This window comes from Pseudomonas asiatica, from assembly GCF_009932335.1.
In the GTDB taxonomy this organism is placed as follows: Bacteria; Pseudomonadota; Gammaproteobacteria; order Pseudomonadales; family Pseudomonadaceae; genus Aquipseudomonas; species Aquipseudomonas asiatica.
The window spans coordinates 2,599,882-2,623,551 of sequence record NZ_BLJF01000001.1 but is presented as its reverse complement, the minus strand read 5'-3'; the positions used below and the strand labels follow the sequence as shown (position 1 = coordinate 2,623,551).

23 protein-coding genes and 1 pseudogene are annotated in these 23,670 nt (G+C 62.7%); 9 read left to right on the top strand and 15 right to left on the bottom strand.

Annotation, left to right across the window (positions count from 1 at the left end):
* Position 1: 1 nt before the first annotated feature.
* The 11 genes from trbG to GYA95_RS12065 are packed head-to-tail and all read right to left on the bottom strand — an operon-like array spanning position 2 to position 10,806.
* Positions 2-994 carry a P-type conjugative transfer protein TrbG gene (gene trbG / locus GYA95_RS12115; protein WP_000776560.1) on the bottom strand — a complete coding sequence of 331 codons (993 nt, stop codon included), beginning with the start codon at positions 992-994 and terminating at the stop codon, positions 2-4.
* Positions 991-1,695 (bottom strand): conjugal transfer protein TrbF, encoded by a 705-nt coding sequence (gene trbF / locus GYA95_RS12110; protein WP_001211312.1) that lies wholly within the window; start codon positions 1,693-1,695, stop codon positions 991-993. Before trbF ends, trbG begins: the two co-directional genes overlap by 4 nt.
* Positions 1,696-1,713: 18 nt before the next feature.
* Positions 1,714-3,081: a P-type conjugative transfer protein TrbL gene (trbL, locus tag GYA95_RS12105; RefSeq protein WP_001000746.1), complete on the bottom strand. Its 1,368-nt coding sequence runs from the start codon at positions 3,079-3,081 to the stop codon at positions 1,714-1,716.
* Complete coding sequence (locus tag GYA95_RS12100; protein WP_014603538.1) at positions 3,078-3,404, bottom strand: hypothetical protein; 327 nt, start codon at positions 3,402-3,404, stop codon at positions 3,078-3,080. Before GYA95_RS12100 ends, trbL begins: the two co-directional genes overlap by 4 nt.
* Before the next feature lie 12 nt (positions 3,405-3,416).
* Positions 3,417-4,160 (bottom strand): P-type conjugative transfer protein TrbJ, encoded by a 744-nt coding sequence (gene trbJ, locus GYA95_RS12095; protein WP_003092277.1) that lies wholly within the window; start codon positions 4,158-4,160, stop codon positions 3,417-3,419.
* Positions 4,157-6,607, bottom strand: coding sequence for a conjugal transfer protein TrbE (trbE, locus tag GYA95_RS12090; protein WP_000933135.1), 2,451 nt, complete (start codon positions 6,605-6,607; stop codon positions 4,157-4,159). The genes trbJ and trbE overlap by 4 nt, the downstream gene beginning before the upstream one ends.
* Positions 6,608-6,619: 12 nt before the next feature.
* Entirely contained in the window at positions 6,620-6,889 is a 270-nt protein-coding gene (locus GYA95_RS12085; RefSeq protein WP_003092280.1) for a VirB3 family type IV secretion system protein, read from the bottom strand.
* On the bottom strand, positions 6,886-7,272 hold the full coding sequence (locus GYA95_RS12080) for a TrbC/VirB2 family type IV secretion system protein (RefSeq protein ID WP_000150010.1): 387 nt from the start codon (positions 7,270-7,272) through the stop codon (positions 6,886-6,888). Before GYA95_RS12080 ends, GYA95_RS12085 begins: the two co-directional genes overlap by 4 nt.
* Complete coding sequence (gene trbB / locus GYA95_RS12075; protein WP_023093367.1) at positions 7,269-8,339, bottom strand: P-type conjugative transfer ATPase TrbB; 1,071 nt, start codon at positions 8,337-8,339, stop codon at positions 7,269-7,271. Before trbB ends, GYA95_RS12080 begins: the two co-directional genes overlap by 4 nt.
* Positions 8,336-8,812 (bottom strand): ribbon-helix-helix protein, CopG family, encoded by a 477-nt coding sequence (locus GYA95_RS12070; protein ID WP_000085131.1) that lies wholly within the window; start codon positions 8,810-8,812, stop codon positions 8,336-8,338. Before GYA95_RS12070 ends, trbB begins: the two co-directional genes overlap by 4 nt.
* Positions 8,809-10,806, bottom strand: a complete 1,998-nt coding sequence (locus GYA95_RS12065) for a conjugal transfer protein TraG (RefSeq protein WP_001163195.1) — start codon at positions 10,804-10,806, stop codon at positions 8,809-8,811. The genes GYA95_RS12070 and GYA95_RS12065 overlap by 4 nt, the downstream gene beginning before the upstream one ends.
* Positions 10,807-11,111: 305 nt before the next feature.
* Between GYA95_RS12065 and GYA95_RS12060 the strand changes: the two genes are divergently transcribed.
* The 3 genes and pseudogenes from GYA95_RS12060 to GYA95_RS12050 all read left to right on the top strand — a co-directional run.
* The gene (locus GYA95_RS12060; RefSeq protein ID WP_023093368.1) at positions 11,112-12,017 is read left to right on the top strand and encodes a LysR family transcriptional regulator; all 906 of its coding nucleotides are present in this window, start codon (positions 11,112-11,114) and stop codon (positions 12,015-12,017) included.
* A gap of 281 nt (positions 12,018-12,298) precedes the next feature.
* Positions 12,299-12,829 (top strand): SRPBCC family protein, encoded by a 531-nt coding sequence (locus GYA95_RS12055; RefSeq protein WP_000043569.1) that lies wholly within the window; start codon positions 12,299-12,301, stop codon positions 12,827-12,829.
* Between the two features lie 101 nt (positions 12,830-12,930).
* A pseudogene (locus tag GYA95_RS12050) lies at positions 12,931-13,110 on the top strand (integrase core domain-containing protein); the annotation flags it as partial.
* 228 nt (positions 13,111-13,338) lie between these two features.
* Here GYA95_RS12050 and GYA95_RS12045 read toward each other — a convergent pair.
* From GYA95_RS12045 to GYA95_RS12030, 4 genes are all read right to left on the bottom strand, one after another.
* Positions 13,339-13,656 (bottom strand): DMT family transporter, encoded by a 318-nt coding sequence (locus GYA95_RS12045; RefSeq protein WP_000539741.1) that lies wholly within the window; start codon positions 13,654-13,656, stop codon positions 13,339-13,341.
* A 58-nt stretch (positions 13,657-13,714) separates the two neighbouring features.
* A complete protein-coding gene (locus GYA95_RS12040; protein WP_000717310.1) occupies positions 13,715-13,978 on the bottom strand; it encodes an EexN family lipoprotein in 264 nt (87 codons plus the stop codon).
* A gap of 32 nt (positions 13,979-14,010) precedes the next feature.
* Positions 14,011-14,916, bottom strand: a complete 906-nt coding sequence (locus GYA95_RS12035; protein WP_000405670.1) for a LysR family transcriptional regulator — start codon at positions 14,914-14,916, stop codon at positions 14,011-14,013.
* Between the two features lie 93 nt (positions 14,917-15,009).
* Complete coding sequence (locus tag GYA95_RS12030) at positions 15,010-16,413, bottom strand: efflux transporter outer membrane subunit (protein WP_000078291.1); 1,404 nt, start codon at positions 16,411-16,413, stop codon at positions 15,010-15,012.
* Positions 16,414-16,513: 100 nt separating this feature from the next.
* On the opposite strand from GYA95_RS12030, the gene GYA95_RS12025 reads away from it, so the two are divergent.
* From GYA95_RS12025 to GYA95_RS12000, 6 genes are read left to right on the top strand one after another with little or no spacing between them, the layout of a single operon-like run.
* Positions 16,514-17,155: a TetR/AcrR family transcriptional regulator gene (locus tag GYA95_RS12025; RefSeq protein ID WP_023093369.1), complete on the top strand. Its 642-nt coding sequence runs from the start codon at positions 16,514-16,516 to the stop codon at positions 17,153-17,155.
* Entirely contained in the window at positions 17,152-18,318 is a 1,167-nt protein-coding gene (locus GYA95_RS12020) for an efflux RND transporter periplasmic adaptor subunit (protein WP_003092290.1), read from the top strand. The genes GYA95_RS12025 and GYA95_RS12020 overlap by 4 nt, the downstream gene beginning before the upstream one ends.
* 24 nt (positions 18,319-18,342) lie before the next feature.
* Positions 18,343-21,447 carry an efflux RND transporter permease subunit gene (locus GYA95_RS12015; RefSeq protein WP_003092293.1) on the top strand — a complete coding sequence of 1,035 codons (3,105 nt, stop codon included), beginning with the start codon at positions 18,343-18,345 and terminating at the stop codon, positions 21,445-21,447.
* Positions 21,444-21,875 (top strand): DMT family transporter, encoded by a 432-nt coding sequence (locus tag GYA95_RS12010; RefSeq protein WP_000055206.1) that lies wholly within the window; start codon positions 21,444-21,446, stop codon positions 21,873-21,875. The genes GYA95_RS12015 and GYA95_RS12010 overlap by 4 nt, the downstream gene beginning before the upstream one ends.
* A gap of 15 nt (positions 21,876-21,890) precedes the next feature.
* On the top strand, positions 21,891-22,511 hold the full coding sequence (locus tag GYA95_RS12005; RefSeq protein ID WP_000837791.1) for a DUF3313 family protein: 621 nt from the start codon (positions 21,891-21,893) through the stop codon (positions 22,509-22,511).
* On the top strand, positions 22,508-23,665 hold the full coding sequence (locus GYA95_RS12000) for an MlaE family ABC transporter permease (RefSeq protein WP_000063629.1): 1,158 nt from the start codon (positions 22,508-22,510) through the stop codon (positions 23,663-23,665). Before GYA95_RS12005 ends, GYA95_RS12000 begins: the two co-directional genes overlap by 4 nt.
* Positions 23,666-23,670: the final 5 nt, after the last annotated feature.

The following is a 23,670-nucleotide window of genomic DNA, read 5'->3' as shown; positions in this document are numbered from 1 at the left end:
GTCAGTTCCTCCGTGCAACACCATCGGTGCGCTCGATCCGCACCACGTCGCCGCCATCGCCGCCCAGCCGCAGTTCGGCCGCGCCGAACAGGCGATCCACGACGTAGTACGGCGAGCGAAAACGGTAGTTCACCAGTTGCCCGTCGCCCTGCGCGCCGATGACAAACAGCGGCGGCAGCTCGCCCTGGGCGATGCCCGGCGGGAACTGGATATAGACCTTCTCTCCATCATCGAAGGCGCGCAGAGGCTTCCACGGCGGGTTGCTGCCCGATACCGCGTAGCGGAAGCGGATCTTGTCCAGCGACAGGCCCGTATCGACAGGCGTTGTTGCCTGCGCTGCCTGCGCCTGGCGCTGCAACGCGAGCATTCGGTCTTTCGGATAGTCCCAGGACACCGACGCCATCCATGCCCTCTCGGTCGAGGTCAGCTCCAGCAGGTAGGTGCGCCGACTGGTGGTGATGACGAGATTGGTTTTCAGACCGGAGCGGATAGGCTTGACCAGCACATTGACGCGCAGATCGGCCCCGCCGCCGCTGGACGTGTCGCCCACGATCCAGCGCACGGTATCGCCGGCGGCGACCGTTACCAGTTCCTCGCCCGGTTGAAGCGAAACCACCGTCACGCGCCCCGGCGACGCATAGACCTGATAAAGCGCGCCATCGGTGAACGGCCACACCTGAATCGCGTTGACGTAGCCCTCACGGGTAGGCGCGATACGCGCTTCTGCATTGGCACGGGAAACGCGCACCTTTTCGTCGGCCGGCTCCGGCGCAACGGGGGCCTCATCGAGTTCCGGCAGGGGCTTCAACTGCGCCGGCAGCGCCAGCGGTTCAGGGACGGCGACGACTTCGACGGGCTTGGGCGGTTCGGGCAACGGCTGGGCCAGCACCGTCTCGTCGAGCGAGATGGATGGCGGCGGCTTCCCCTGCGAGGCGCAGCCCGCGAGGGCCAGCAGCGTCAAAGGAACAACGTAAAGGCGGAAACGAAGTTTCATGGTTTGGCTCCTTCGGAAGAATCCAGTTCGCGGCTCCATGACAGGCCGTTGACGTAGATACCCAATGGGTTCTTGAGCAGGCGCTGTTCAGTACGCGGGGTTTGCAGGACGGTCGAAAGCACGGCGTTCCAGCGTTCGGTGCCGGCGGGCGCACCGTTGACATAGCGCTGCTCTGTCCAGCGCACGTTGAAAGACGTGTCGCTCGCGCGAACCACGCTGGTGATTTGCACCGTTACCGATTCCTTGCCGATGCGGGCGAATGGGTCATTGGTGCGGGCGTAGTCGTTGAGCACCGCCGCGCCCTTGTCGGTGGTGTAGTCGTAGGCATCGAGCCAGTTCTGCCGCACCACGATGGGGTCGATGGACAGCGAGCGAACCAGCGTCACGAAGCGCGCCAGGTGGTGCGCGATCTGCGCGTCGCCGGGCCGGTACGGCGTGGCGGCCTCTCCCACGGCGCGCACCTGCCCGGCTTGATCGACCTCGATGACATAGGGCGTCACGATGGACTGCGCCGAGCGCCACACCAGGCCGCCGGCCATCAACAGCGCGAGCACTAGGCAGCCGAAGGCCATCAGGCGCCAATTCTTCGCCTGCACGCGGGCGGAGCCGATACGGTCGTCCCACACCTGGGCGGCGGCTTGATACGGGGTGGCAGGCTGCGGCGTATCGGCGTAGCGCACCTGCGGTCGTTTGAATCGCATGGGTGTTCTCCTTGAAGGTTAGGTATCGGAATCCCGCAGGCTCGGGCCTTGCCCGGAGCCGCCGCCGTCGCCGCCGCGCAGCGTGTGGGCGGCAGTGGTCGCGGCATGGGTAGCCTGCTGGCGGCGGTGCATCCGCTTGGCCCAGGCCGGTTGCTCTTGCTTCTGCGAGCCTGCGGTGCCGTCTGCGGTCTGGCCGGGGCCAGCACCGTCGCTGCCGGCTTCTGTGCCGTTCCAGCCAGCGCGGAAGGAGTCGGCCACCTTCTGCCCAACAGCGGAAGCACCAGAGGTGACGCTGCGGCCTGCGGCTTGTGCGCCAGTCTTGGCGACATTGCCGAGGCCAGCCGCCGCGCCCTTGGCACCGCCGCCGGCCGCAGCGGAACCGGCCTGGAACGCCGATCGGGCACTGCCGGCCGCCGAAGTCGCGGCACGCGCACCGGCACCGGCCAGCTTTGCGGCCGCCGGGGCCATTCGTGCCCCGGCCATGACGGCGCCGCCCACGCCCGTTACGGCGGCGCCGATGGCAACGCCGGTGCCGACAGCCCCGACCGCAGCACCAGCCATCGCGCCCGCACCAAGCTGTGGCGCACCGGACACCAGGCCGGTGGCGATACCGGGGCCGAAAATGCCCAGCGCCAGCAGCGCGAGCGAGGCCAGCATCACGACCAGCGCGTGGTCGATGGATGGTTCGTCGGGATGCACCTGGAACTCGGCGAACAGGCCTGAACCGATGCCGACGATGACGGCCAGCACCAAGACCTTGATGCCTGACGACACCACGTTGCCTAGCACCTTTTCCGCGAGGAACGAGGTCTTGTTCCAGAGTGCAAACGGGATCAAGACGAAGCCGGCGAGCGTAGTCAGTTTGAACTCGATCAGCGTGATGAAAAGCTGTACGGCCAGCACGAAGAAGCAGAGGATCACCACCAGCCAGGCGATGAACAGAACCACGATAGGGTCGATGTTCACGAACACCTCGGGGAACCCAGCCATGTCCCCGATCTGTTCCAGAATCGGCGCGGCTGCGTCGATGCCGGTCTTCGCCAGCCGGCCCGGCTGAAGGAAGTTCTCCATCGTGATGGCCGAGCCGGTAGCGGTAATTCCCAAGCCGGCGAACGAGCGGAACACGATGCTCGCCAGCCAGTTGAAGTTGCCGATGATGTAGGCGAACGCGCCGACACAGAGCACCTTGCGCAGCAGCTTGGCGATCACGTCGTCGCCCTGGCCGGTGGCGTGGCTCATGGCCCAATACAGGCCAGCGATCGTCATGTCGATGACGATGAGCGTGGCGGTGAGAAATGCCACTTCGCCCTGCAATAAGCCGAAGCCCGAGTCGATGTAGCGCGAGAACGTATCGAGGAAACGGTCGATGATGGTCACGTCGTTCATGGCGAATCCTCGGGCGGAGTGAGCGGAACGGCGCCCTCTGGCAATTCATCTGCGGGCGTATCGAAGCTCGGCGGAATCGGCGGGAGTTCAGCCAGCGAGTTGTATTCATCCGGCCCGGTATGGCCGGCGAAGAAGCGCCGCCGGAAGGCTTCAGCGGCGGCGCGGCAGGCATCCTCGCCCACGGCCTGCCGGTCGGCCGCGCATTGCCCGCGCAACGCCTTGAGCCGCACCGGATCTGCGGCCAGGGCGTCGGCCAGGTTCTCGGCCGGCTGCTGGCCGCACGCGGTCAGCAGCACGGCCATCAGGACGGAAGCGCATCGCATGGCCGCCTCCGGTCAGTTGTTATAGAAGTTGACGGACTGCGGCGTGTACGGCGTGCCGGTGCCCAGAAAGCGCCGCCGCACTTCGCGGGCGCGCTCCATAGCCGCCGCTTGCCGCGCCAGTTCCAGTGAAGCGGCCCGGTCTTGCGTGATCTGGAGCTGCTGCGCCTGGATCGACTGCTTGGCCTGCAAAGCCAGGAGCTGGTTCGTCGCCTGCATCGCTTGCAGCGCGCCGGTGGCCGACTGGCTCTGGCTCACGAGATCGGCCAGCGCGCTTTCGTCTTGGGCGAGGTTCTGCGACACCTGCGCCTGCATCCGCATCGCGGTGTGCAAGCCGTTCAAGGTGTTCTGCCAGCGTTCGCGGGCGTCCTGTGCCATGCGGTCGCCGCTGATGGTGGCGGCGTACTGTTCCGGGTACAGGCGGGCGAACGTGGCATCCATGCTCTGCACGTCGTAGGCCAAGCCGCGCGCCTCGGCGATCAGGCGCTCGGTGGTGGCGAGCGTCGAGCGCAGGCGGTTGACGATGTTGAAGTCGAGATTTGCCAGGTTCCTGGCCTGGTTCATCAACATCTGCGCCTCGTTCTGAAGCTGGTTGATCTGGTTGTTGATCTGTTCCAGCGTGCGCACGGCGGTCAGCGTGTTCTGCACGAAGTTGGACGGGTCGAACACCGTCAGCGCGGATGCGGGCTGCACGGCCAGCAGCGATACCGACAGCACGGCAGCGAGTGAGACAGAGAGCAAACGGGGCTTGGTCTTCATGGTGAAACCTCCAGCGGTTGAGAAGCGAGAAAGGAAGCTGCCGCCGGAGCGGACGGCAGCAGGTCGGCGGCCCAGCCGAGGCCGCGATGGCGCAGCCACGCGCCGGCGAAGCCGGGAGCGCCGGCCTGCGTCAGCACGCGGTCAATATCGCGTTGGTCTTGAGGGGTGGATGCGCCCGCGAATGCGAGCGCGACAGGCCCCAGGTCGAGGTCGAACAGGCGATTGCCGAGGCGCGACTGGTAGTAGTAATCGCGCTTGGGCTGTGCGGTCGCCACGATCTCAATCTGGCGGCTGTTCAAGCCGAAGCCTTCGTAGATCGTGCGAATCTGCGGCTCGGTGGCCTGCGGGTTAGGTAAGAAGATCCTGCTCGCGCAGCTTTCGATGATGGCTGGCGCGATGGTCGAGTCCTTGATGTCGGCCAGCGACTGCGTGGCAAAGATGACGCTGACGTTCTTTTTTCTGAGCGTCTTGAGCCATTGCCGGATGCGGGCCGCGAAGGACGGCTCATCGAGGAACAGCCACGCTTCATCGAGGATCAGCAGCGTGGGCGCGCCGTCAAAACGTTCGTCGAAGCGGGCGAACAGGTAGCGCAGCACTGCTTGCACGGCGGCGGGGCTGTGCATCAGTTCTTCCATCTCAAAGCCCTGCACGTCGGCCATGCCCAGCCGGTCGTGGTCAGCGTCCAGCAGCTTGCCGTGGGCGCCGCCCAACACATAGGGCGCGAGCGCTTGGCGCAGCGCGTTGGACTGCAATAACACCGACAAGCCGGTCATGGTGCGCTGCTCCACTGGCGCACCGGCAAGGCTTCGCAGCGCCGACCAAATGGCAGCCTTCTCGTCCGGGCCGACCGTCACGCCTTCGTGCAGCAGCCGGCCCTCCACCCATTCGGCGGCCCAGGTGCGGTAGCCCTCGTGGGCTATTCGCGCGAGTGGCTGGAAGGCGATGCCGCCATCGGCACCGAGGTCGTAGTGCTCACCGCCAAGGCCGAGGATGGTGGCGCGCATCGAGCGCCCCATGTCGAAGGCGAAGATCCGCGAGCCGAAGTAGCGCCGGAACTGCATGGCCAATATGGCGAGCAGCACCGACTTGCCCATGCCGGTCGGCCCGGCGACAAGGGTGTGCCCCACGTCGCCGATGTGCGTCACCAGCCGGAACGGCGTCGCGCCATCGGTGCGGGTGACGATCAGCGGCGGGCCATCGAGGTGTTCGTTCTTCTCCGGCCCAGCCCATACCGCTGACATCGGCATCATGTGCGCCAGGTTCAGCGTCGAAACGATGGGCTGACGCACGTTCGCGTATGCGTTGCCGGGGACGGACGACAGCCAGGCATCGACTGCGTTGAGGGTTTCGGGGATGGTCACGAAACCCCGGCCCTGGATGACGCGCTCCACCATGCGCAGCTTCTCGTCGGCCACGGCCGGGTCGGCGTCGAGCACCGTCACCGTGGCGGTGAGGTAGCCGAAGGCGACTTGATCGCTGCCCAGCTCCTGCAAGGCGGCATCGGCGTCGGCGGCCTTGTTGCTGGCATCGGTATCGACCAGCGGGCTTTCCTGCTGAAAGATCGTTTCGCGCAGCAGCGCGATGACGTTCTTGCGCTTGGCGAACCATTGGCGCCGCAAGCGCCCCAATTCCCGTTCCGCCTCGGCTTTGTCCAGGCACAGGAAGCGCGTACTCCAGCGATACGCAAAGCCCAGGCGGTTGAGGTCGTCCAAGATCCCCGGCCAGGTCGAGGTCGGGAAGCCTCGTACCGACACCACGCGCAGGTGCTGATCGCCCAGCATGGGCGCCAGGCCGCCGACCAGCGCGGCATCGGCCAGCAGTGCGTCGATATGGAACGGCACGTCGGGCACGCCGACGCGATAGCGCCGCGTGGAGACTGTGGCATGCAGGTAGGTCAGCGTCTGGCTATCGTCCAGCCAGGCAATCTCCGGCATCACACCATCGAGCAGGTCGAACACGCGATCGGTCTCTGCCACGAAGGAATCAAGCCGACCACGCCAGTCCACACCCTCAGTGGGCCGGTTCTCGTACAGCATCCCAGCCGCACGGGCGCGAGACTCTTGCGGCGGTAGGTGTTGCAACGTGAAGTGATAGACGCTCTCGAAATGGCCATCCGACTCCTCGAACGCCGCGCGTCGCTCCTCATCCACCAGCCAGGACAGTGGTTCGGGAAAGGAGGATTGCGGATAGCTCGATGCCCGCATCCGCTCGGCCTCGATATAGAAGGCCCAGCCAGACCCGGTACGGCGAAGCGCGTTGTTCTGCCGCGCCGACGTGGCAATCAGCTCGCCCTGTGTCGCACTGTCCAAGTCGGGGCCGCGAAACTGGAACGTGCGTTGAAACGAACCATCTTTGTTCAGCACAACGCCCGGCGCGACCAGCCCGGCCCAGGGCAGCCAGTCGGCAAGCAAGGCCGGGCGCTGACGATATTCGGCAAGGTTCAGCATGGCGTCCTCCCCTCACACGTCCAGAAGCGGGCGGTGTTTGATATGCCGCGCGAAGACCTGCATGAACTGCGGATCGACGCGCGCACCCCATACGGCCAGCGAGTGGCCGACGATCCAGAGCACCACGCCGGGAATCCACAGTTGCAGGCCCAGCCCGACGGCGGCGGCTAGCGTGCCGTTGGCAATCGCCACGGTGCGCGGCGCACCGCCCAGCAGGATCGGCTCGGTCAGCGAGCGATGCAGCGGCACTTCAAAGCCCGGAAGATCGGTGGCCTTACTCATACGACGGCCCCTCCGGAGAAGCTGAAGAACGACAGGAAGAACGAGGACGCGGCGAACGCGATGGACAGGCCGAACACGATCTGGATCAGCTTGCGAAAGCCGCCGCTGGTATCACCGAACGCCAGCGCAAGCCCCGTCGAGATGATGATGATCACCGCCACGATCCGGGCGACTGGCCCTTGGATGGATTCGAGGATGGAGGTCAGCGGCCCTTCCCACGGCATCGAGGAACCGGCGGCCTGCGCCGTGCCCGCCAGCAACAGCATCAGCGCGGCCAGCAGCAGCCCTTGCCCTGCGGGACGGGCCAGGTGGCGCAGCCGCGCCATGCTGGACAGGCGAGAAATAGGATTTACGGAAAGACGGAAAGCATCAACGTGCGTCATGGCAGTTCTCCAGGTTGGTCAGGGGTCGAGGAAGGCGCAGCGGCAGCGGCTGCAAGAGGAACCGGCGGCAGCTCGGGAAACGGCGTTTCCAGCGCATCTGTCAGGCGATAGCCCGCACCGTCGAAGCCGACGACACGGGAGATGGTTTCGACGTGACGTTTGCGGCCACGGCCTGCGATGTGAATCACCACGTTGACCGCCTCGGCGATCAGGGCGCGGGGCGGATTCACTGCCACTTCGAGGATCAGTTGCTCCAGACGCAGCAGTGCGCCCAAGGCGGAGCCGGCATGGATGGTGGCAATGCCGCCGGGGTGGCCGGTGCCCCAGACCTTCACCAAGTCCAGGGCTTCGCCGCCACGCACTTCGCCGACGATCACGCGGTCAGGCCGCAGGCGCATCGTGGCCCGCACCAGCTCGGTCATTGTGACGACGCCGGCGCGGGTGCGCAGCGGCACATGGTCGCGGGCCGCGCATTGCAGCTCGATGGTGTCTTCGAGCACCAGCACGCGGTCGCCTGTGGCGGCGATCTCGGCCAGCAGCGCGTTCGCCAGCGTGGTCTTGCCGGTGCTGGTGCCGCCGGCGATCAGGATGTTCTGCCGCTCGCGCACGGCGCGGCGCAGGAACTCGGCCTGCCCGGCGGTCAGGATGCCGTCGGCCACGTAGCGATCCAGGCCGATGATGCTCACGGCCCGCTTGCGTAGCGCGAAGGCTGGCCCCGGGGCGGCCGGAGGCAGGATGCCCTCGAAACGCTCGCCGGTTTCCGGCAACTCGGCGGTCAAGAGCGGCTGGCCGCGATGCACCTCCGCGCCGACATGCGCGGCGACCAGGCGGATGATGCGTTCACCATCGGCCTCGGGCATCTCCACGCCCAGCGGCGAGCGACCCGACGACAGCCGATCCACCCACAGGGTGCGATCGGGGTTGAGCATGATTTCCACAACATCCGGATCTTCGAGCGCAGCGGCGATCAGCGGCCCCATCGCCGTGCGCAGCATCTGGATGCGGCGATCCTGGGACGCCGCGGCGGATGAGCGAGATTCAGGCGGAATCTGCGGAACGGCACTCATGACGCACGCTCTGCAGCTCGCTCATCGGCGGACGCCATCGCTGCTGCGTCATCCATCCGCATCGGATCGGGGTGCAGTTCCTCCACCACGTCGCGCACCAGACTGCGGCCACGCAGCAGGTGGCGACCCAACTGCTCGACGAACTGCTCGAAGCGCGCTTTGCCCTGGGCGCGGGCCGCGTCCTTGTGGGCTTCTGGCACCGGCGTGCTGATGGTCAAGAAATAGCGGATGAACAGCGCCAGCGTTTCGATCTGGATGTTCTGGTCGCGCTCCATGCGTTCGGTCTGCCGCGACAGTCGATCCAGCCGCTTGGCAATGGCGGCCTCACGCTGGTCGCCCGCATCGGGTGACAGCCAGGACGCCAAGGCCGCTGCGACGATGGAGGACTTGGACACGCCTTTCTTGGCGGCAAGTTCATCCAGGCGCTTGGCGTGCTCGGGCTGGATGAAAAGATTGAGGCGGTATTGGCTCATAGGTCGATTCCGTCGTTGGGGTCGAGAGAAGCCAGCCGGGCCGTGCGCTGCATGGCCGGGTCGAGCTGGCCGGGAAGCGGGAGCGCCAGGTCGTCGTCATCGAGCAGCTCCAGGTCGTTCGCACACGCGTCCAACTCGGGCTCGTAGGCGACGGTTTCGGAGAGTTCGAGCTGGCGGCGCGGGCCGCCGTCATCGGTGCCGCCCGGACCATCGGCGGATACCGAGGTCGGCGCCGTAGGTACGGCCGGGATCGCCAAGCCGCTCCAGTCGTCGGGGCGGGCTGGCGGCGCGTCGGCGTACCTCCCGACTGCGAGCACGGGCGGTGGCAGGACGCGATCCTTGAAATTGGCGTCGACGTAGTAACGCAGCTTCTTCGCGCGGATCGGGGCAACGCTGGACACCATGACTACGGCGTCCTCAGGTGGAAGCTGCATCACCTCGCCGGGCGTCAGCAGCGGACGTGCAGTTTCCTGACGCGACACCATCAGGTGCCCCAGCCACGGAGCGAGGCGGTGGCCCGCGTAGTTGCGCTGCGCGCGAAGCTCGGTGGCGGTGCCGAGGGTTTCGGAAATCCTTTTCGCCGTCCTTTCGTCGTTGGTGGCGAAAGTCACCCGGACATGGCAGTTGTCGAGGATGGAATGGTTCTGCCCATACGCCTTGTCGATCTGGTTCAGGCTTTGAGCGATGAGAAAGCTGCGGATGCCGTAGCCGGCCATGAAGGCAAGCGCGGACTCGAAAAAATCGAGGCGACCCAGCGCCGGAAACTCGTCCAGCATCAGCAGCAGCTTGTGCCGGCGCGCGATGCCATCGCTGCCGTCGAGCGATTCGGTCAGCCGCCGCCCGATCTGGTTCAAGATGAGCCGGATCAGCGGCTTGGTGCGGCTTATGTCGGAGGGCGGCACCACCAGATAGAGCGATACCGGGTGCTCGGCGGAAATCAGGTCGGCGATGCGCCAATCGCAGCGCGATGTGACTTCGGCCACGGTCGGGTCGCGGTACAGGCCGAGAAACGACATGGCGGTGGAGAGCACGCCCGATCGCTCGTTGTCCGACTTGTTGAGCACTTCGCGGGCAGCGGATGCGACAACCGGGTGAGGCGCATCGCCCAGGTGCTTCGTCGTCATCATCCGGTGCAGCGTCAGCTCGAACGGACACGCCGGGTCGCTGAGGAAGTTGGCGACGCCGCGCAGCGTCTTGTCCTCGCCTGCGTACAGAACATGCAAGATTGCACCGACCAGTAGCGCGTGGCTGGTCTTCTCCCAATGATTGCGCTTCTCTAACGCACCTTCAGGGTCAACCAGAATGTCGGCGATGTTCTGCACGTCGCGCACTTCATGTGCGCCGCGCCGGACTTCAAGCAGCGGGTTGTAGGCGGCCGACTGCCTATCGGTGGGGTTGAAAAGCAGGCAGTGCGAAAAGCGCGAACGCCAGCCCGCCGTGATCTTCCAGTTCTCTCCCTTAATGTCGTGAATGACGGCGGACGCCGGCCACGAAAGCAACGTAGGCACCACCAAGCCCACGCCCTTGCCCGAGCGCGTGGGTGCGAAGCTCAGGACATGTTCCGGCCCCTCATGTCGGAGGTATTGGTCGTCGTGTTGGCCGAGGAAGACGCCCGCCGGGAGGGTCAGTCCAGCTTTGCGGATGTCGACGGCATCGGCCCAGCGTGCCGAACCATAAGTCGTAACCAGCCGCGACTGCCGAGAACGCCATACCGACATGGCGATGGCGACGAGTAAAGCGAACAAACCGCTACCACCCGCAATCGCACCGCCTGTGTCGAAGACGTGCGGCGCGTAGGCATCAAAGAAGAACCACCATTCGAACAAGCGCCACGGGTGATAAACCGGTACACCTAGAAGATCGAACCAGGGCGATCCGAGGCGTACTTGATAGCCAAGGGTCGCTGCTGTCCATTGTGTGGCGCCCCAGACGCCGGCGATCACGATGCCGATTACCACAGCGATCTGGCCGAACAGAACGTTCGTCCCTTGCATGACCTGTCCTCCGATTTCTCCTGCGCTGGTGTCTCATTGAAAGCGTTGCACAGGGGGTGTCGCAGGCGTCAGGATCGGTTCTGGGCTAGTGCCGGTCAAAGACCGTTCGCAGCACAATGGTCGAGGGAAAAGAAAGAATGAGCGCGGTGGCGAGTCAAAGAAAAGCGCCGCAAGCGAAAGCGCACTGCGGCGCATACAGAGTTCCAAGCAAGTTACCCAAAAAAAGCCGTCAATGGGCCTTGCTTCCACTCATAGGCAATATTTAGATATCATGAAAAACGATGATATTTAAGATTGGAATAAAAATGAAAAATATCAAGAGTATGGATCTCAACTTGCTCAAGGCGCTGGACGCATTGTTAGACGAACGCAATGTGACACGGGCGGCGGCCCGTCTGGGACTAACCCAGCCGGCCTTGAGTGGCATGCTGACGCGGTTGCGCGAGAGCTTCGGTGACCCGCTTTTCGCGCGCTCGCAGCGGGGTATCGTTCCAACGCAGCGGGCGCTGGATCTAGGGATGCCTGTCAAGCAGGTGCTCGCCGAAATCGACGCGCTGCTCCAGCCACCTTCCTTCAATCCGGCCACCGCACAACTGACCTTCTCCATCGCCGCGACGGACTATGCGCTGCGTGCCGTTGCTGTCCCATTTCTATCGGCACTTAAACGGCACGCACCGCGTGTACGAGTCTCATTAGTGCCAGTCGAGAGCGGGCAGCTACAGAACCAGCTTGAGCGCGGTCAGATCGATTTAGCCCTCCTGACGCCAGAGATCACTCCGCCAAATCTGCATGCCCGAGAGCTGTTCAAGGAACACTATGTGTGTGTCCTGCGGGAAGACCATCCTGCGGCTATGGGGCGCAAGCTGACCGTTAAACAGTTCTGTGCTCTCGACCATGCGCTTGTTTCCTACGATGGTGGAGGTTTCCGCGGCGTCACCGACGATGCGCTAGAACAGTTGGGCAAACGACGCAGCGTCACACTGTCGGTCAAGAGCTTTCTGATCTTGCCAGACATCCTGCGTGCCAGTGACATGGTTGCGATCTTGCCGAGCCGCTTGGTCGCCGGTATGGACAAGCTGGCTATCTCCCTGCCGCCGGTGAAGATACCGGGGTTCACCAAGACGGCTGCTTGGCACGAACGCACCCATCACGATCCAGCACATCGCTGGATACGAGCACTGCTGTTCACTTCCTGTGCTAACAACAAGTAGGCAAGATCGCTCCTATCGTCATGCTCAGCACAACTCTACCTCGCACTACAAATAAGCAATCAGTCGGCTCAATTGGAGACGCGCCCTTTCGTAGCGCCGCTGCGAGATAGCCTAGTCGGTGGATGGCAGAACCTAGGCCTTGATATCATATTTTATGATATCAAAAATAGAAACTTAGGATTTCACTTATTGCAGATGGAGGCTCATGATTTGCTCCATGACCACTTGAATGACGCAGCCACCCCTGTTGCGTCATCGACATTTTGTGAAGGAGCTTCGATATGAGCAAGCAACAGAACGCCATCCTCTGGCCCGAAGGCTACACGCCGGGCTTTACTGAGAATTTCGCCTCCAATGAGATCATCGCCGCCGGCTTGAGCGCGGCCGACGTATGGCCTCTACTCGTCACACCATCGCTGTGGCCAAGCTACTACGCCAACTCGGCTAACGTGTGCTTTCATGACGGCAAAGGCCCGGTACTGGCCGACGGCGATCGGTTTTACTTCGAGACCTTCGGCTTCCCGGTAGAGGGGCAGTGCAACGAATACGTGCCACCTGCGGATGGGCAACCCGGCCGCGTGGCCTGGCACGGCTGGTCCGGCGAGGAAGGCACAGATACGCGCCTGGATGTGCATCACGCCTGGCTGGTTGAGAACCTGGACGGCAGGCGCGTGCGCATCCTCACGCAGGAAACTCAGAAGGGCAAACCGGCCGAGGAGCTGCACAACGCCAAACCCAACCCGATGATCAACGGCCATCAGGACTGGCTCGACAGCTTGGTCGAGGCAGCGCGCAAAGCCAAGCAGGCGTAGTGGTCTCCGGCCGCTTGATCCCAAGCGTCTGAACGGAGAAAACCATGATGAGAACTCCCCTCAGGATTCTGCTGGTCCTGACTTCGCAGGCAACGATGGGCGACGAACTGCTCAACCGCGAATGGTTCCGCAGTCGGACCGAAGCGAAGGTGCTGATCGAACGTTGGCGACAGTTCTACAACGAGCAGCGGCCGCATAGCGCGCATGCTTACAAACCGCCGGCGACGATCCGGCGCAACTGGATCCAATCCGATAGCATCCCCTCCGAACTCACTGCCTGACTGGCTACAAAGTTCGTACTCAGGTCACCTTGGCGCAGGCACTGAAGGTGGAGCCACCCGGAATGGGTGCTCCCACCGCCTTACGCGCACTGGCTCGAACTCTCCCGAGGCGCCGGCAAGCTCGTCACATAGCGACTAGAGAGAGGAGGTGACCGTACGAGTTCCCAGCGCCCGATCCACTCTGGGAGCTGGGTCGCCTAGCGACTACGCTACCAATGGAGCTAGCGATCAACTCGATAACTTGAGCGTGATAACGCCCAGGATGATCAACGCCACGCCAAGGTATCGCATCAGGGAGGTTGGGTCGCCATAGAAATGAATTCCGACTAAGAAAGTTCCCGCCGCTCCGATACCCGTCCACACCGCATAAGCAGTCCCAATCGGTATCTGACGCTGAGCAAGCCATAGGAAGGCGCCGCTAATTGTCATGAAAGAGACGGCTACTGCGACCCCACTCCAACGCGATGTTGGCTCTTGCGCCATTTTCAGCCCGACCGGCCATCCGATTTCAAACAATCCAGCCAAAACAAGATAGATCCAACCCATTGCGATTCTCCTTCAAATTTTTCATATCCGGCATACATACTCCGGCATGACCACCAGCTTAGAACTTCGGCGGCTCTTTAGGCGTGGTGTGGGGCACATCGCCATCTTCGTAAAAGCGCTTTCGCGTAGCCTCGGCAACCCGGTTACATAGTTGGTCGCCCAGCATTGGTCGATCCAACTTGCATTGCTTGCGCAACTCTTTCAGACGCTCAGGATTGAGCGCTAATTCATCGACTGTCGGAAGGTTGGCTTTATCTGGTTTCCCAGATGGGCTGCAGGCTGCCAATGTCGAGGAAAGCAATATGAGAGCAATCTTCTTCATGGTTAATTTTCTTTGGGAGATTGTGTGATGGTTTACCGCCGACCTTTGGCATCTGGAGATTTGATCGAATGAACGCGTTCCATGAAGCGAGTCAGCATTTCTGACGGCTCGCTGGCCGGCCGTAGTAGATAGGTCGTGAGCATTGGCGAACGTCCAGTCAGCGGCCGTGCGACCACCCCCTGTTCCCTGCTGGCTGTGATATGCGCGCCTCCTGTGAGGCCTAGTGCAAGTCCCGCCGAAACCAGGACCATCATTAGATCGCTGGAAGTCACGCGTTCGGCAATCAGTGGCTCTATGTCCACGCGACGTAGCACCCGTTCAACTTGCCGAGCATGGCCCTCACACGCCACCGCGTCGCAGAGCACCAGCGGATACCGCAACAGCTCTTCTAGGGGAATCTGTTTGTGGGATAGCAAGGGGTGCCGTGCGGGCACAGCTACCATCAGAGGGTCACTCCACACCGGCACGGCGATGATGCCTTCGCCGACTTCATCCGATTGAGCGAAGCCGAGATCGTACAGTTCGCCACACAATCCCTTGATTTGCTGTGCCAAAGGCACCTCGAAGAAGCGAACTTCCACTTCCGGCTCTTCCTGCCGGCAGAGCGCCAACAACGCAGGCAGGCGCGATGGCGTGATTCCATCAGACAATGCAATACGGAGCTGGCAATGAAAGCCATTGGCTGCGGCGTTCACACTGTCGCGCGCCTGCTGCAAAGCTGCGAAGACACGCGGCACGCTCTCAAAGAAGAGCCTGCCCGCACGAGTCAAGCGGGTGCTCCGAGTGGTTCTCGCAAATAGCGCTACGCCCAACTCTTCCTCAAGTTCCTTGATGGCGCGCGACAGCGGCGATGTCTCTATGTGGAGGCGCTCTGCGGCTCGGGCAAAGTGCAGCTCCTCTGCCACCGCCAGAAAGTAGCGCAGGTGTCGAATTTCCATGTTCGCATTCCTCATCACTCAGGCCTCACCACCTTCGCCTTGCGTCACGCTATTTAGCTAGCCTTCGCAAGCTGCTCCAGCATGTTTCTGCGATCAAACAGGAGAGCCGGATAATGCTTTTGCCAGGACGCCCCATTGCATGGCTGTCTCGGCCCGCGTGCGGATCAGCGAAGCCTGCGCTGACAGCACCCCGGCCTCAGCCTCGGCCACCACCGTGGCGTCCACTTGTCCCGCCTCGAACAGACGTCGGCTGCGATCGAGCTGACGCTCCGCGACTGCGACACCCTCGGCCTGATGCTCCAGTGCTGCGTGCTGCGTATGCCAACCGAGATATGCGTTCTCTACGTCCTGCAAAGCACTCAACAAAGTGCGCTCGAACTCCGCACGGGCAGCTCGGCTGCGCGCCTCTCCGGTCTCGATGCCGGCACGGATCGCGCCACCATCGAAGATCGGCAACGACACCCCGGCCCCAAGTGAAAAAATGTTTCCAGTGATGCGGGTTCCCACACTCTCTACGCGCTGCCGTCCGCCGCTCAGGTCCAACACCAGCCTGGGGAAGCGTTCGCCTTCGGCTGCGTTCCAGCGCGCGGTTTCGGCGGCGAACTTCGCTTCGGCGGCGCGCACGTCGGGCCGCTCACTCAGCAGGTCCGCAGGTATGCGTGTCGGTGTCCAGTCCGGGACGGCGAGCGACGCAAGAGTTGGGGAAGCTGCAGGCGCTCCGGGCGTTTGTCCCACTAGTACATCGAGTGCATGCGTCGCCTCGCCGCGCGCACGCCGCAGTTGCTCTTGCTCCACGCGCAGTGCGACGACGCCGGCGCGGGTACGCTCGATGTCGAAGCCGGTAGCTTGTCCGGCCTCGAACTTCCGTTGCATCAGCAAGACGAGTCGTTCTGCGGATGCCAGCCGCGCCGCGGCTAGCGCTTCGAGCTCACTGGCTTGGCGCTGCTGCACAGCCGCCGACACTGTTTCAAACGCGACCTGCCACCGCGTGGCAACCCACGCTTGTTCGGCTGCCACCGCATCCAGGCGCGCACCTTCTGCTGCCTGCGAAAGCCGTCCCGACAGGTCTGCCTCCCACGATGCGGACAACGTGGCGCGGCCATCATTGCCGATTGCAACGTTCTCTGAATAGTCGCGTCCTCGAGTTGCCTGCGTGCCCGCGGACAACGAGGGGAGCAGGGAGGCCCGTGCTCGCCGCGTGGCGGCCGATGCCTCGTCCACGCGCGCTCGCGCAATCGTCAGTTCGGTATTGCGCTCCAGCGCCGCCCGGACCAAGGCATTGAGGTGCGGATCGCCGTAGGCCGTCCACCAATCGACGGGAAGAGTACGGCGGGACGATTTGTCCAAGATGCCTTCACCTCCCTCTTCATTTGAGAAATGGGCCGGTACATCCAGGCGAGGTGGATCGGCAGAGTGCGGGGCATGGCTGCAGGCCGCAAGAAGCAGTAGCGGAGAAATCATGGCAATGAGGCGATAGCGTTCAAGAATTTGAGACATGGCAGCTCCTTGCGTTCCGAAAAAGTCTTGACGGACTGTTGTATGGCTTCTACTATACCGTCTGGACTGTATATGACTCAAGCTTTTTTGGAGCACGACCATGCCGCCCCGCGCGAAAACAAAGTTGCCCCCCCCGTCCACTGCCCATAGCAGCGCCGATGCGCAGCCCGGCCTCCAGCAAGGAGCCCAGCGAACTCGCGACCGCATCCTGCAGGCCGCCCGCGAACTGGTGCTGGAGGAAGGTGCCAGTCGCTTGACACTGGACGCCGTCGTTGTGCGGGCCGGGTTGAGCAAAGGGGCGTTTCTCTATCACTTCAAGACCAAACGCGATTTGTTCGTGACACTGATCGACGAGATGATCCGGGCGTTCGACGCGGTACAAGCCAATCACGAGCGCAGGTTTGCCGGAGATCCGGACCCCTGGCTGTCGAGCCAGGTGGAAGCGATGCCCGACGACGAGATGCAGAAGATGGGCGCAGCGCTGCTCGCGGCAGCTGCGGAAGATCCAACACTTCTCGACCCACTGCGCGAGTGGTACCGCGTGCAGTACGAACGCGTGCGTCGATCCCCGCGTGGCACCGAGACCGCGGCACTCATCATGCTGGCATTGGATGGCGCCCTGTTCGCCGATCTTCTGGGTTTGCCAATACTCGCACCCGCAGAGCGGCGGCATTTCTTTCGGGCGCTCCAGGATCTCGCCTCGGGCCATCTCGAACTTGTCCCGGCAAAAGGACGCACATGAGTCGCGTCCGTAGCGGTGTCATGACCGCGTGCGCACCGCGCTCCTTGGCGGTTGCTTGCACACTATCCATTTCGACTCTGCTCTCAGGGTGCGGAAACTCGCAATCCACCGTATCCGAGCCTCCGCGCGCAGTGAAGCTCGCCGCCGCGCAGTCGGATCTCCCGCATAGCTCTCGCATCGAATTGACTGGCTCGGCGCGAGCAACCGAGCGCAGCATCCTAGGATTTGAAACAGGAGGACGGATCGCCAAGTTGAACGTCGACGTGGGTGAACGGTTCTCCCGCGGCCAAGTCCTGGCAGAACTTGATGCGCAACCTGACCGGCTTCGCGTGACACAAGCGCAAGCATCCCTGGCGGCCGCCGAAGCCGGCCTGATGGATCGACGTGTACAGACAGATCAACAGCGCCGGTTGCTCGAAAGCGAAGTCATCTCCCCTGCTGCGTTCGAGAGCGCGAAGGCGCAGCTAGCGGTCGCAGAGGGTCAAGCGCGCACTGCCAAGGCGGCGCTTGGCCTGGCCGAACGAGCACAACGTGGCACGATGATCGTCGCTCCTTTCGATGGTGTCGTGGCGGAAAAGCTGGCTTTGGCGTTCACCGACATTGCTGCTGGTGCGCCGGTATTTCAGGTCGACGGCGTGCGCAGTGGCACTGAGATCATCGCGAACGCGTCTACTACACAGGCACCTCACATAGATGTCGGCCAACGCGCAGAACTGAGCTGGAGCGGAGCCGAACAACCAATCCGAGCGGTGGTACGTCGTGTCGGTCTGCGCGCCGAAAATGGCTCGCTCCTACCCGTGGTGCTAGTGCCTGAAGATAACGCGCAAGCGCGCGCACTTCGGCCAGGTATTCCCGTACAGGTCGTGCTCGACGCACCTGCGGCAACCTCCAAGACCTCTCGGCCCGAGACTGTATCCATACCTTATGCCTCGCTGGTGCTCGGCACGAAGCCGGGCGAGGCTTCCGTCTTCGTCTACACCCCTGAAGATAAGAAGGTGCACCGTCGCGCGGTGCGCTTCACGCCGGTACAGGAAGGAGACAGCGCGCGCGTCCTCGCTGGACTCAAGCCCGGCGAGACGGTGGTTGCCGCCGGAGGAGGATGGCTCACCGATGGACAGCCAGTGACACCACTGGAAGCCACCACTCAATTGACCAAGCGCTAACGCGATCCACCAGGTTACTTCATCATGAAGATCACCGAGATGGCGCTGCGCGCCAGTCGACTTACCTACTTTGTAGCGCTCATCATTTTCGTCGCCGGCATCGCGACCTTCCTGAATTTTCCTTCTCAGGAGGAGCCGACTGTCACGGTCCGCGATGCGATGGTCACGGCGTTGAACCCGGGGCTGCCCGCCGAACGCGTTGAGCAACTCATTGCCCGGCCGATCGAGGAGCGCTTGCGCGAACTGGCAGAGGTCAAGCGCGTGACGAGCACCGTGCGCGCAGGCAGCGCCATGATCCAGGTCACGATCTGGGACCGCTACACCGACTTGGCACCGATCTGGCAGCGCGTCCGGGCCAAGGTCGCCGATTCGAAGGATGCCTTACCACAGAGCACGATGGGGCCTTTCGTCGACGAAGACTTCGGCCGCGTCGCGGTTGCCTCGATTGCGGTCACTGCACCAGGTTACTCCATGAGCGAGATGCGCGTCGCGCTCAAGCAGATGCGCGACCGCCTGTACACCGTGCCTGGTATTGAGCGCATCACTTTCTACGGCCTGCAGGAAGAGCGCGTCTATCTCGAATTCGATCGGCCTAGGCTCGCGCGATTGGAGCTGACACCACAGGGGGTGATCGACCAACTCGTCAAACAGAACGTCGTCGCTTCGGGTGGACAAATTGTTGTCGGCGGCATCAATGCAACCTTGGCGGTCAGTGGCGAAGTGCGTGACGCTCCCTCCCTGCGAGCAATGCCGATCGCGCTGCCACGACCGCAAAGTAGTACGGCGCCCGTGCCGACGATCGCATTGGGTGAACTGGCGCAGGTGAGTGTGCGGCCAGCCGATCCGCCGGAATCTGCTGCCATCTACAAAGGCCAGCCCGCTGTCGTCATGGCGGTTTCGATGGCCTCCGGTCAGAACGTGGAGCAGTTCGGAAAAGCGCTCAAAGCACGGGTTGCAGACCAGGAGAAGCTGCTGCCGGCGGGTTTCGATCTGTCATACGTCACTTTCCAGGCCGATGTCGTCAAGCACGAGATGGGCAAAATGAACCACGTCATGATGGAGACGATCATCGTCGTCCTCGGTGTCGTCGTGCTATTTCTCGGTTGGCGCACCGGGATCATCGTGGGCATGATCGTGCCGTTGACGATCCTCAGTGCACTCATCGTCATGCGCGCGATGAACATCGAGCTTCAGAACGTCTCGATGGGCGCCATCATCATTGCGCTCGGCTTGTTGGTGGACAACGGCATTGTGATTGCCGAAGACATCGAACGCCGCCTGGCCGGTGGCGAAGATCGTAAGCATGCCTGCCTCGAGGCGGGCCGCACGCTCGCCATTCCGCTGCTCACGTCCTCGCTCGTGATCGTGATCGTGTTCTCGCCGTTCTTTTTTGGCCAGAACGCCACGAGCGAGTATCTGCACAATCTCGTGGTCGTGCTGGCACTGACGTTGTTCGCTTCGTGGCTGCTGTGCCTGACTGTCACGCCCCTATTGTGCTACCACTTCGCCAAACCCCATCACAAGCAGGAGCAGGGCGACGCCTATGACACCCGCTTCTACCGTGGCTACCGGCGCGTACTGGAGTGGGTGCTCCACCATAAGGCGGTCTATGTAGCGTCGATGATCGCGGCGCTTGCCATTGCGCTGTATGGCTTCACCACCCTGCCGTACGATTTCATGCCCAAGTCCGACCGGCTTCAGTTCCAGATTCCGGTGCAGCTCGCCCCCGGTACCGACTCGCGCGAAACGCTCGCCCGCGTGAAGCAGATCAGTGGTTGGCTGGGCGACACGAACATCAATCCAGAAGTCTCCGATCACATCGGCTACGTCGCCGATGGTGGCCCGCGCTTCATCCTTAGCCTGAATCCACCACTGCCGGCATCGAACATCGCGTACTTCGTTGTCACATTGAAGCCGAAGAGCGACATCGACGCCGTCCTCGCCCGCACCCGCAGCTACTTTGCGCAAGCACATGGCGACGTGCGCGCCGAGCCCAAGCGTTTCTCGCTCGGTGCGACCGAGTCAGGGACTGCCATTTATCGCGTCAGCGGTCCGGATGAGGAGGTATTGTTGGGGGCCGCGTCCAAAATCGAAGCAGCGCTGCGCAAGCTGCCCGGCACCATCAACGTCAAGAACGATTGGGATACGCGCGTTGGCCGCATCGACGTACGGGTCGACCAGGACCGCGCGCGTCGGGCGGGCGTGACGACTGAAGACATCGCTGGCGGGCTGGATGTCCGCTACAGCGGCAGATCGATCTCGGTTATTCGCGACGGTGACACCTCCGTCCCGATCGTCCTGCGCAGTATCGTAAGCGAGCGTCGCAGCACGGCAGACGTAGGCGCGACGCTCATCTATCCCACCAACGGCGGTCCAGCGGTGACGCTGGCTCAGGTCGCAGACGTATCGCTCGCGAGCGAGCCCTCGGTCATCCAACGGCGCAATCTCATCCGCACGATCACCGTGCAAGGACAGAACACCTCTTACACCGCCCAGGAGATCATCAACCGCCTGGCGCCTAGCGTCGCTGCCCTGGACCTGCCCGCGGGCTACTCGGTTGAACTTGGCGGCGAGATCGAGGAAGCCGCCGAATCGAACGCCGCGCTGTCGACCTACATGCCCCTCGCATTTCTGGCGATGCTGATGCTGTTCGTATGGCAGTTCAATTCTTTCCGCAAGCTCGGTGTGATCCTCGCGACGATCCCTTTCACGCTTATCGGCGTGGTATTGGCTCTGAAGCTGACCGGCACACCTTTCAGCTTCATGGCGACCTTCGGCGTACTGGCCCTGTTCGGGATCATTGTCAACAACGCCGTGCTCTTGCTGGAACGCATCGACCAGGGGCTAGCGGAAGGCCTGCCACGCCATGAAGCCTTGGTTGGGGCCGCGATACAACGGCTTCGTCCAATCGTGATGACCAAGGTCACCTGCATTTCGGGACTGGTGCCACTCATGCTCTTCTCCGGACCATTATGGAAAGGGATGGCGATCGCGATGATCGGTGGGCTGGCACTCGGAACGCTGGTGACGTTGGGCTTGATTCCGCTGCTTTACGAAGTCCTGTTTGGAATCAAGCGAATTGGGCCGTGGAACCTGAGTGTCGCCACCGCGCATGGAGATCGCTCATGAGTCTCTTGCGAGCCGCCGCGTGCTGCGCATTCTCAGAATTCGTATGCACCCACGCTTCATGCGTATGTCTCGCTAGGCTTATGCGATTCAGCACCCATCCGCTGATCTGGAAATCCTGGTCGATTGTCATTGCCGCAGGGGTTCTAGGAGCGGGCTATCCACTGGGCCTGCGGGCCATCACGGCGGGCGGTCCGATGCGCTGGGTCGGCCTCTGTGTGGCAGTGACGTGCATGGCGGCCAGCGGCGCACTTTTGTGGTTCGCGCTCAAGCGGATTCCGATCAGCGCGGCCTCTGCAGCCTGGGCAGGAATCGGGCTACTTGGAAACTTGGGCGTCGGCGCCCTCCTACTAGGCGATGTCGCATCGGTAACGCGCTGGTCTGGCACCGCCCTCATCGCAGCAGGCATTGCCTGTCTTAGTTTCGTTTGATCAAGGAGACCCATTATGAAGAGCAAAACTGCATTGATCCGCGGCGGCATCTTTTTTTGCGTAGCAGGCGCGCTCTCTGGATGCGCGACCAACAGCATGACGCGCTCCGGATTTCTCGGCGACTACGAGAAGTTATCGCCGACACGATACGAGAACGTACTGATGTACCGCGCAGCGGGATTCGAGCCCAAGCGTTATGCCGCTGTCGTGGTGGAAGAAGCGCAGATCAAGACCGCCTCGGGTCGCATCGATGGGCTCGATGACGCGCAGCAGCGCGAAGTGCTAGACCATGTGACGAGCGAACTGAAACGCCAGGAAGGCAAAAGTCCCGCCCCCCCAGGTGGCGCGGGACAGGTTCGGGTGCGTGTAGCGGTCACCGAACTGCAGACACCGAATCGGGCAGTCAATGCAATGACGACCCTGCTGGTTGGACCCGTGACGACGGGTGGTGCCAGCCTAGAGTTCGAAGCAGTCGATTTAAGGACGGGACGCCGGGTTGCTGCCGCCAGTTGCTTCGAGCGCGGCAACGTCATTAAAGAGTTCGCCGGTTCGTACACATTGCTGGGTCATGCCAAAGCGGCGATCACGAACTGCATCGAGCGCATCGACAGCGCTTGGCGGGACACGCAGCCATGAGCAACGCTTCACAGGCTTGGCTCCGGCAGGATGCCATGGTCGGCGGTGATCACAAATGGCTGGCGGGTGGCGACTGGACGATAGAGCACTACGCCAGTCTGGCAAAATCCGTGTCCGCCGCCCGCATCAGTCATGCCGAGGGGTACGCCACTCCCTTACTCGACTGGACGCAAGTCCAGAGACTGGACACCGCCGGCGCGGCTCTGCTGGTGGAAATTCTCGGGCCAGACTCGATACTCGACCGGCCGGAGGCAGCTCCAAATCTGTCCTCGGATCGCCTCGCCCTAATGAGAGCGCTGGCCGCCGCTGCTACCGATCAGCAGAAGACGGAGAAAGCAGCGGTGAGCGGGAATCCTCTGCTCCGCGGTCTGGGACGCATAGGCCTGACCTTGGAACAGGGCTGTCGTGCGTGTCTTGGTCTGGCCGGGTTCGTGGGCCAGATCATCGAAACATGGAGCCGTACCGTTCGTCACCCGCGTCGCTGGCGCGCGACCTCGGTGATCGCTCAAATCCAGCGATCAGCGGTGGACGCCATTCCCATCGTGGCGCTACTGAGCTTCATGGTAGGAATGGTGGTGGCGTTCCTGGGAGCAACGGTGCTGGCCAACTTCGGTGCGAGCATCTTCTCGGTGCATCTGGTCGCCTTCTCGTTCATGCGCGAGTTCGGAGTGCTGCTCCCGGCCATATTGATTGCAGGCCGTACCGCAAGCGCGTACACCGCCCAAATCGGTTCGATGAAGGCAAATGAAGAGATCGATGCGCTTCGCTCCAACGCGCTCGACCCCATCGAGTTACTGGTGCTGCCACGCGTGCTGGCGCTTCTTGTGTCCTTGCCACTGCTCACCTTAGTAGGCATCTTGGCTGGCATTGCGGGCGGCGCCACCGTATGCGCACTGAGCTTGGAAATTCCTCCCGCACAGTTCCTTGCCATCGTGCAGGAAAAAATCGAGGTGCGCCATTTTCTTGTCGGAATGAGCAAGTCCCCGCTCTTCGCGGTGATGATCGCCGCTATCGGCTGCCATGAAGGGTTCAAGGTCGCCGGTAGCGCTGAGTCGGTAGGCGACCACACGACGTCTAGTGTCGTGCAATCAATCTTCATGGTGATCCTGATAGACGCCATCGCTGCACTGTTCTTCATGGAGATGGGCTGGTGAGCGCG

Coding starts and splice junctions, on each gene's coding strand:
- GYA95_RS12080 (WP_000150010.1), bottom strand. CDS start 7,272: ATGACGCACGTTGATGCTTTCCGTCTTTCCGTAAATCCTATTTCTCGC.
- GYA95_RS12000 (WP_000063629.1), top strand. CDS start 22,508: ATGAGCAACGCTTCACAGGCTTGGCTCCGGCAGGATGCCATGGTCGGC.
- GYA95_RS12025 (WP_023093369.1), top strand. CDS start 16,514: ATGCCGCCCCGCGCGAAAACAAAGTTGCCCCCCCCGTCCACTGCCCAT.
- trbB (WP_023093367.1), bottom strand. CDS start 8,339: ATGAGTGCCGTTCCGCAGATTCCGCCTGAATCTCGCTCATCCGCCGCG.
- GYA95_RS12010 (WP_000055206.1), top strand. CDS start 21,444: ATGAGTCTCTTGCGAGCCGCCGCGTGCTGCGCATTCTCAGAATTCGTA.
- GYA95_RS12020 (WP_003092290.1), top strand. CDS start 17,152: ATGAGTCGCGTCCGTAGCGGTGTCATGACCGCGTGCGCACCGCGCTCC.
- GYA95_RS12035 (WP_000405670.1), bottom strand. CDS start 14,916: ATGGAAATTCGACACCTGCGCTACTTTCTGGCGGTGGCAGAGGAGCTG.
- GYA95_RS12060 (WP_023093368.1), top strand. CDS start 11,112: ATGAAAAATATCAAGAGTATGGATCTCAACTTGCTCAAGGCGCTGGAC.
- trbG (WP_000776560.1), bottom strand. CDS start 994: ATGAAACTTCGTTTCCGCCTTTACGTTGTTCCTTTGACGCTGCTGGCC.
- trbE (WP_000933135.1), bottom strand. CDS start 6,607: ATGCTGAACCTTGCCGAATATCGTCAGCGCCCGGCCTTGCTTGCCGAC.
- trbJ (WP_003092277.1), bottom strand. CDS start 4,160: ATGAAGACCAAGCCCCGTTTGCTCTCTGTCTCACTCGCTGCCGTGCTG.
- GYA95_RS12040 (WP_000717310.1), bottom strand. CDS start 13,978: ATGAAGAAGATTGCTCTCATATTGCTTTCCTCGACATTGGCAGCCTGC.
- trbF (WP_001211312.1), bottom strand. CDS start 1,695: ATGCGATTCAAACGACCGCAGGTGCGCTACGCCGATACGCCGCAGCCT.
- GYA95_RS12005 (WP_000837791.1), top strand. CDS start 21,891: ATGAAGAGCAAAACTGCATTGATCCGCGGCGGCATCTTTTTTTGCGTA.
- GYA95_RS12055 (WP_000043569.1), top strand. CDS start 12,299: ATGAGCAAGCAACAGAACGCCATCCTCTGGCCCGAAGGCTACACGCCG.
- GYA95_RS12030 (WP_000078291.1), bottom strand. CDS start 16,413: ATGTCTCAAATTCTTGAACGCTATCGCCTCATTGCCATGATTTCTCCG.
- GYA95_RS12085 (WP_003092280.1), bottom strand. CDS start 6,889: ATGAGTAAGGCCACCGATCTTCCGGGCTTTGAAGTGCCGCTGCATCGC.
- GYA95_RS12065 (WP_001163195.1), bottom strand. CDS start 10,806: ATGCAAGGGACGAACGTTCTGTTCGGCCAGATCGCTGTGGTAATCGGC.
- GYA95_RS12100 (WP_014603538.1), bottom strand. CDS start 3,404: ATGCGATGCGCTTCCGTCCTGATGGCCGTGCTGCTGACCGCGTGCGGC.
- trbL (WP_001000746.1), bottom strand. CDS start 3,081: ATGAACGACGTGACCATCATCGACCGTTTCCTCGATACGTTCTCGCGC.
- GYA95_RS12015 (WP_003092293.1), top strand. CDS start 18,343: ATGAAGATCACCGAGATGGCGCTGCGCGCCAGTCGACTTACCTACTTT.
- GYA95_RS12070 (WP_000085131.1), bottom strand. CDS start 8,812: ATGAGCCAATACCGCCTCAATCTTTTCATCCAGCCCGAGCACGCCAAG.
- GYA95_RS12045 (WP_000539741.1), bottom strand. CDS start 13,656: ATGGGTTGGATCTATCTTGTTTTGGCTGGATTGTTTGAAATCGGATGG.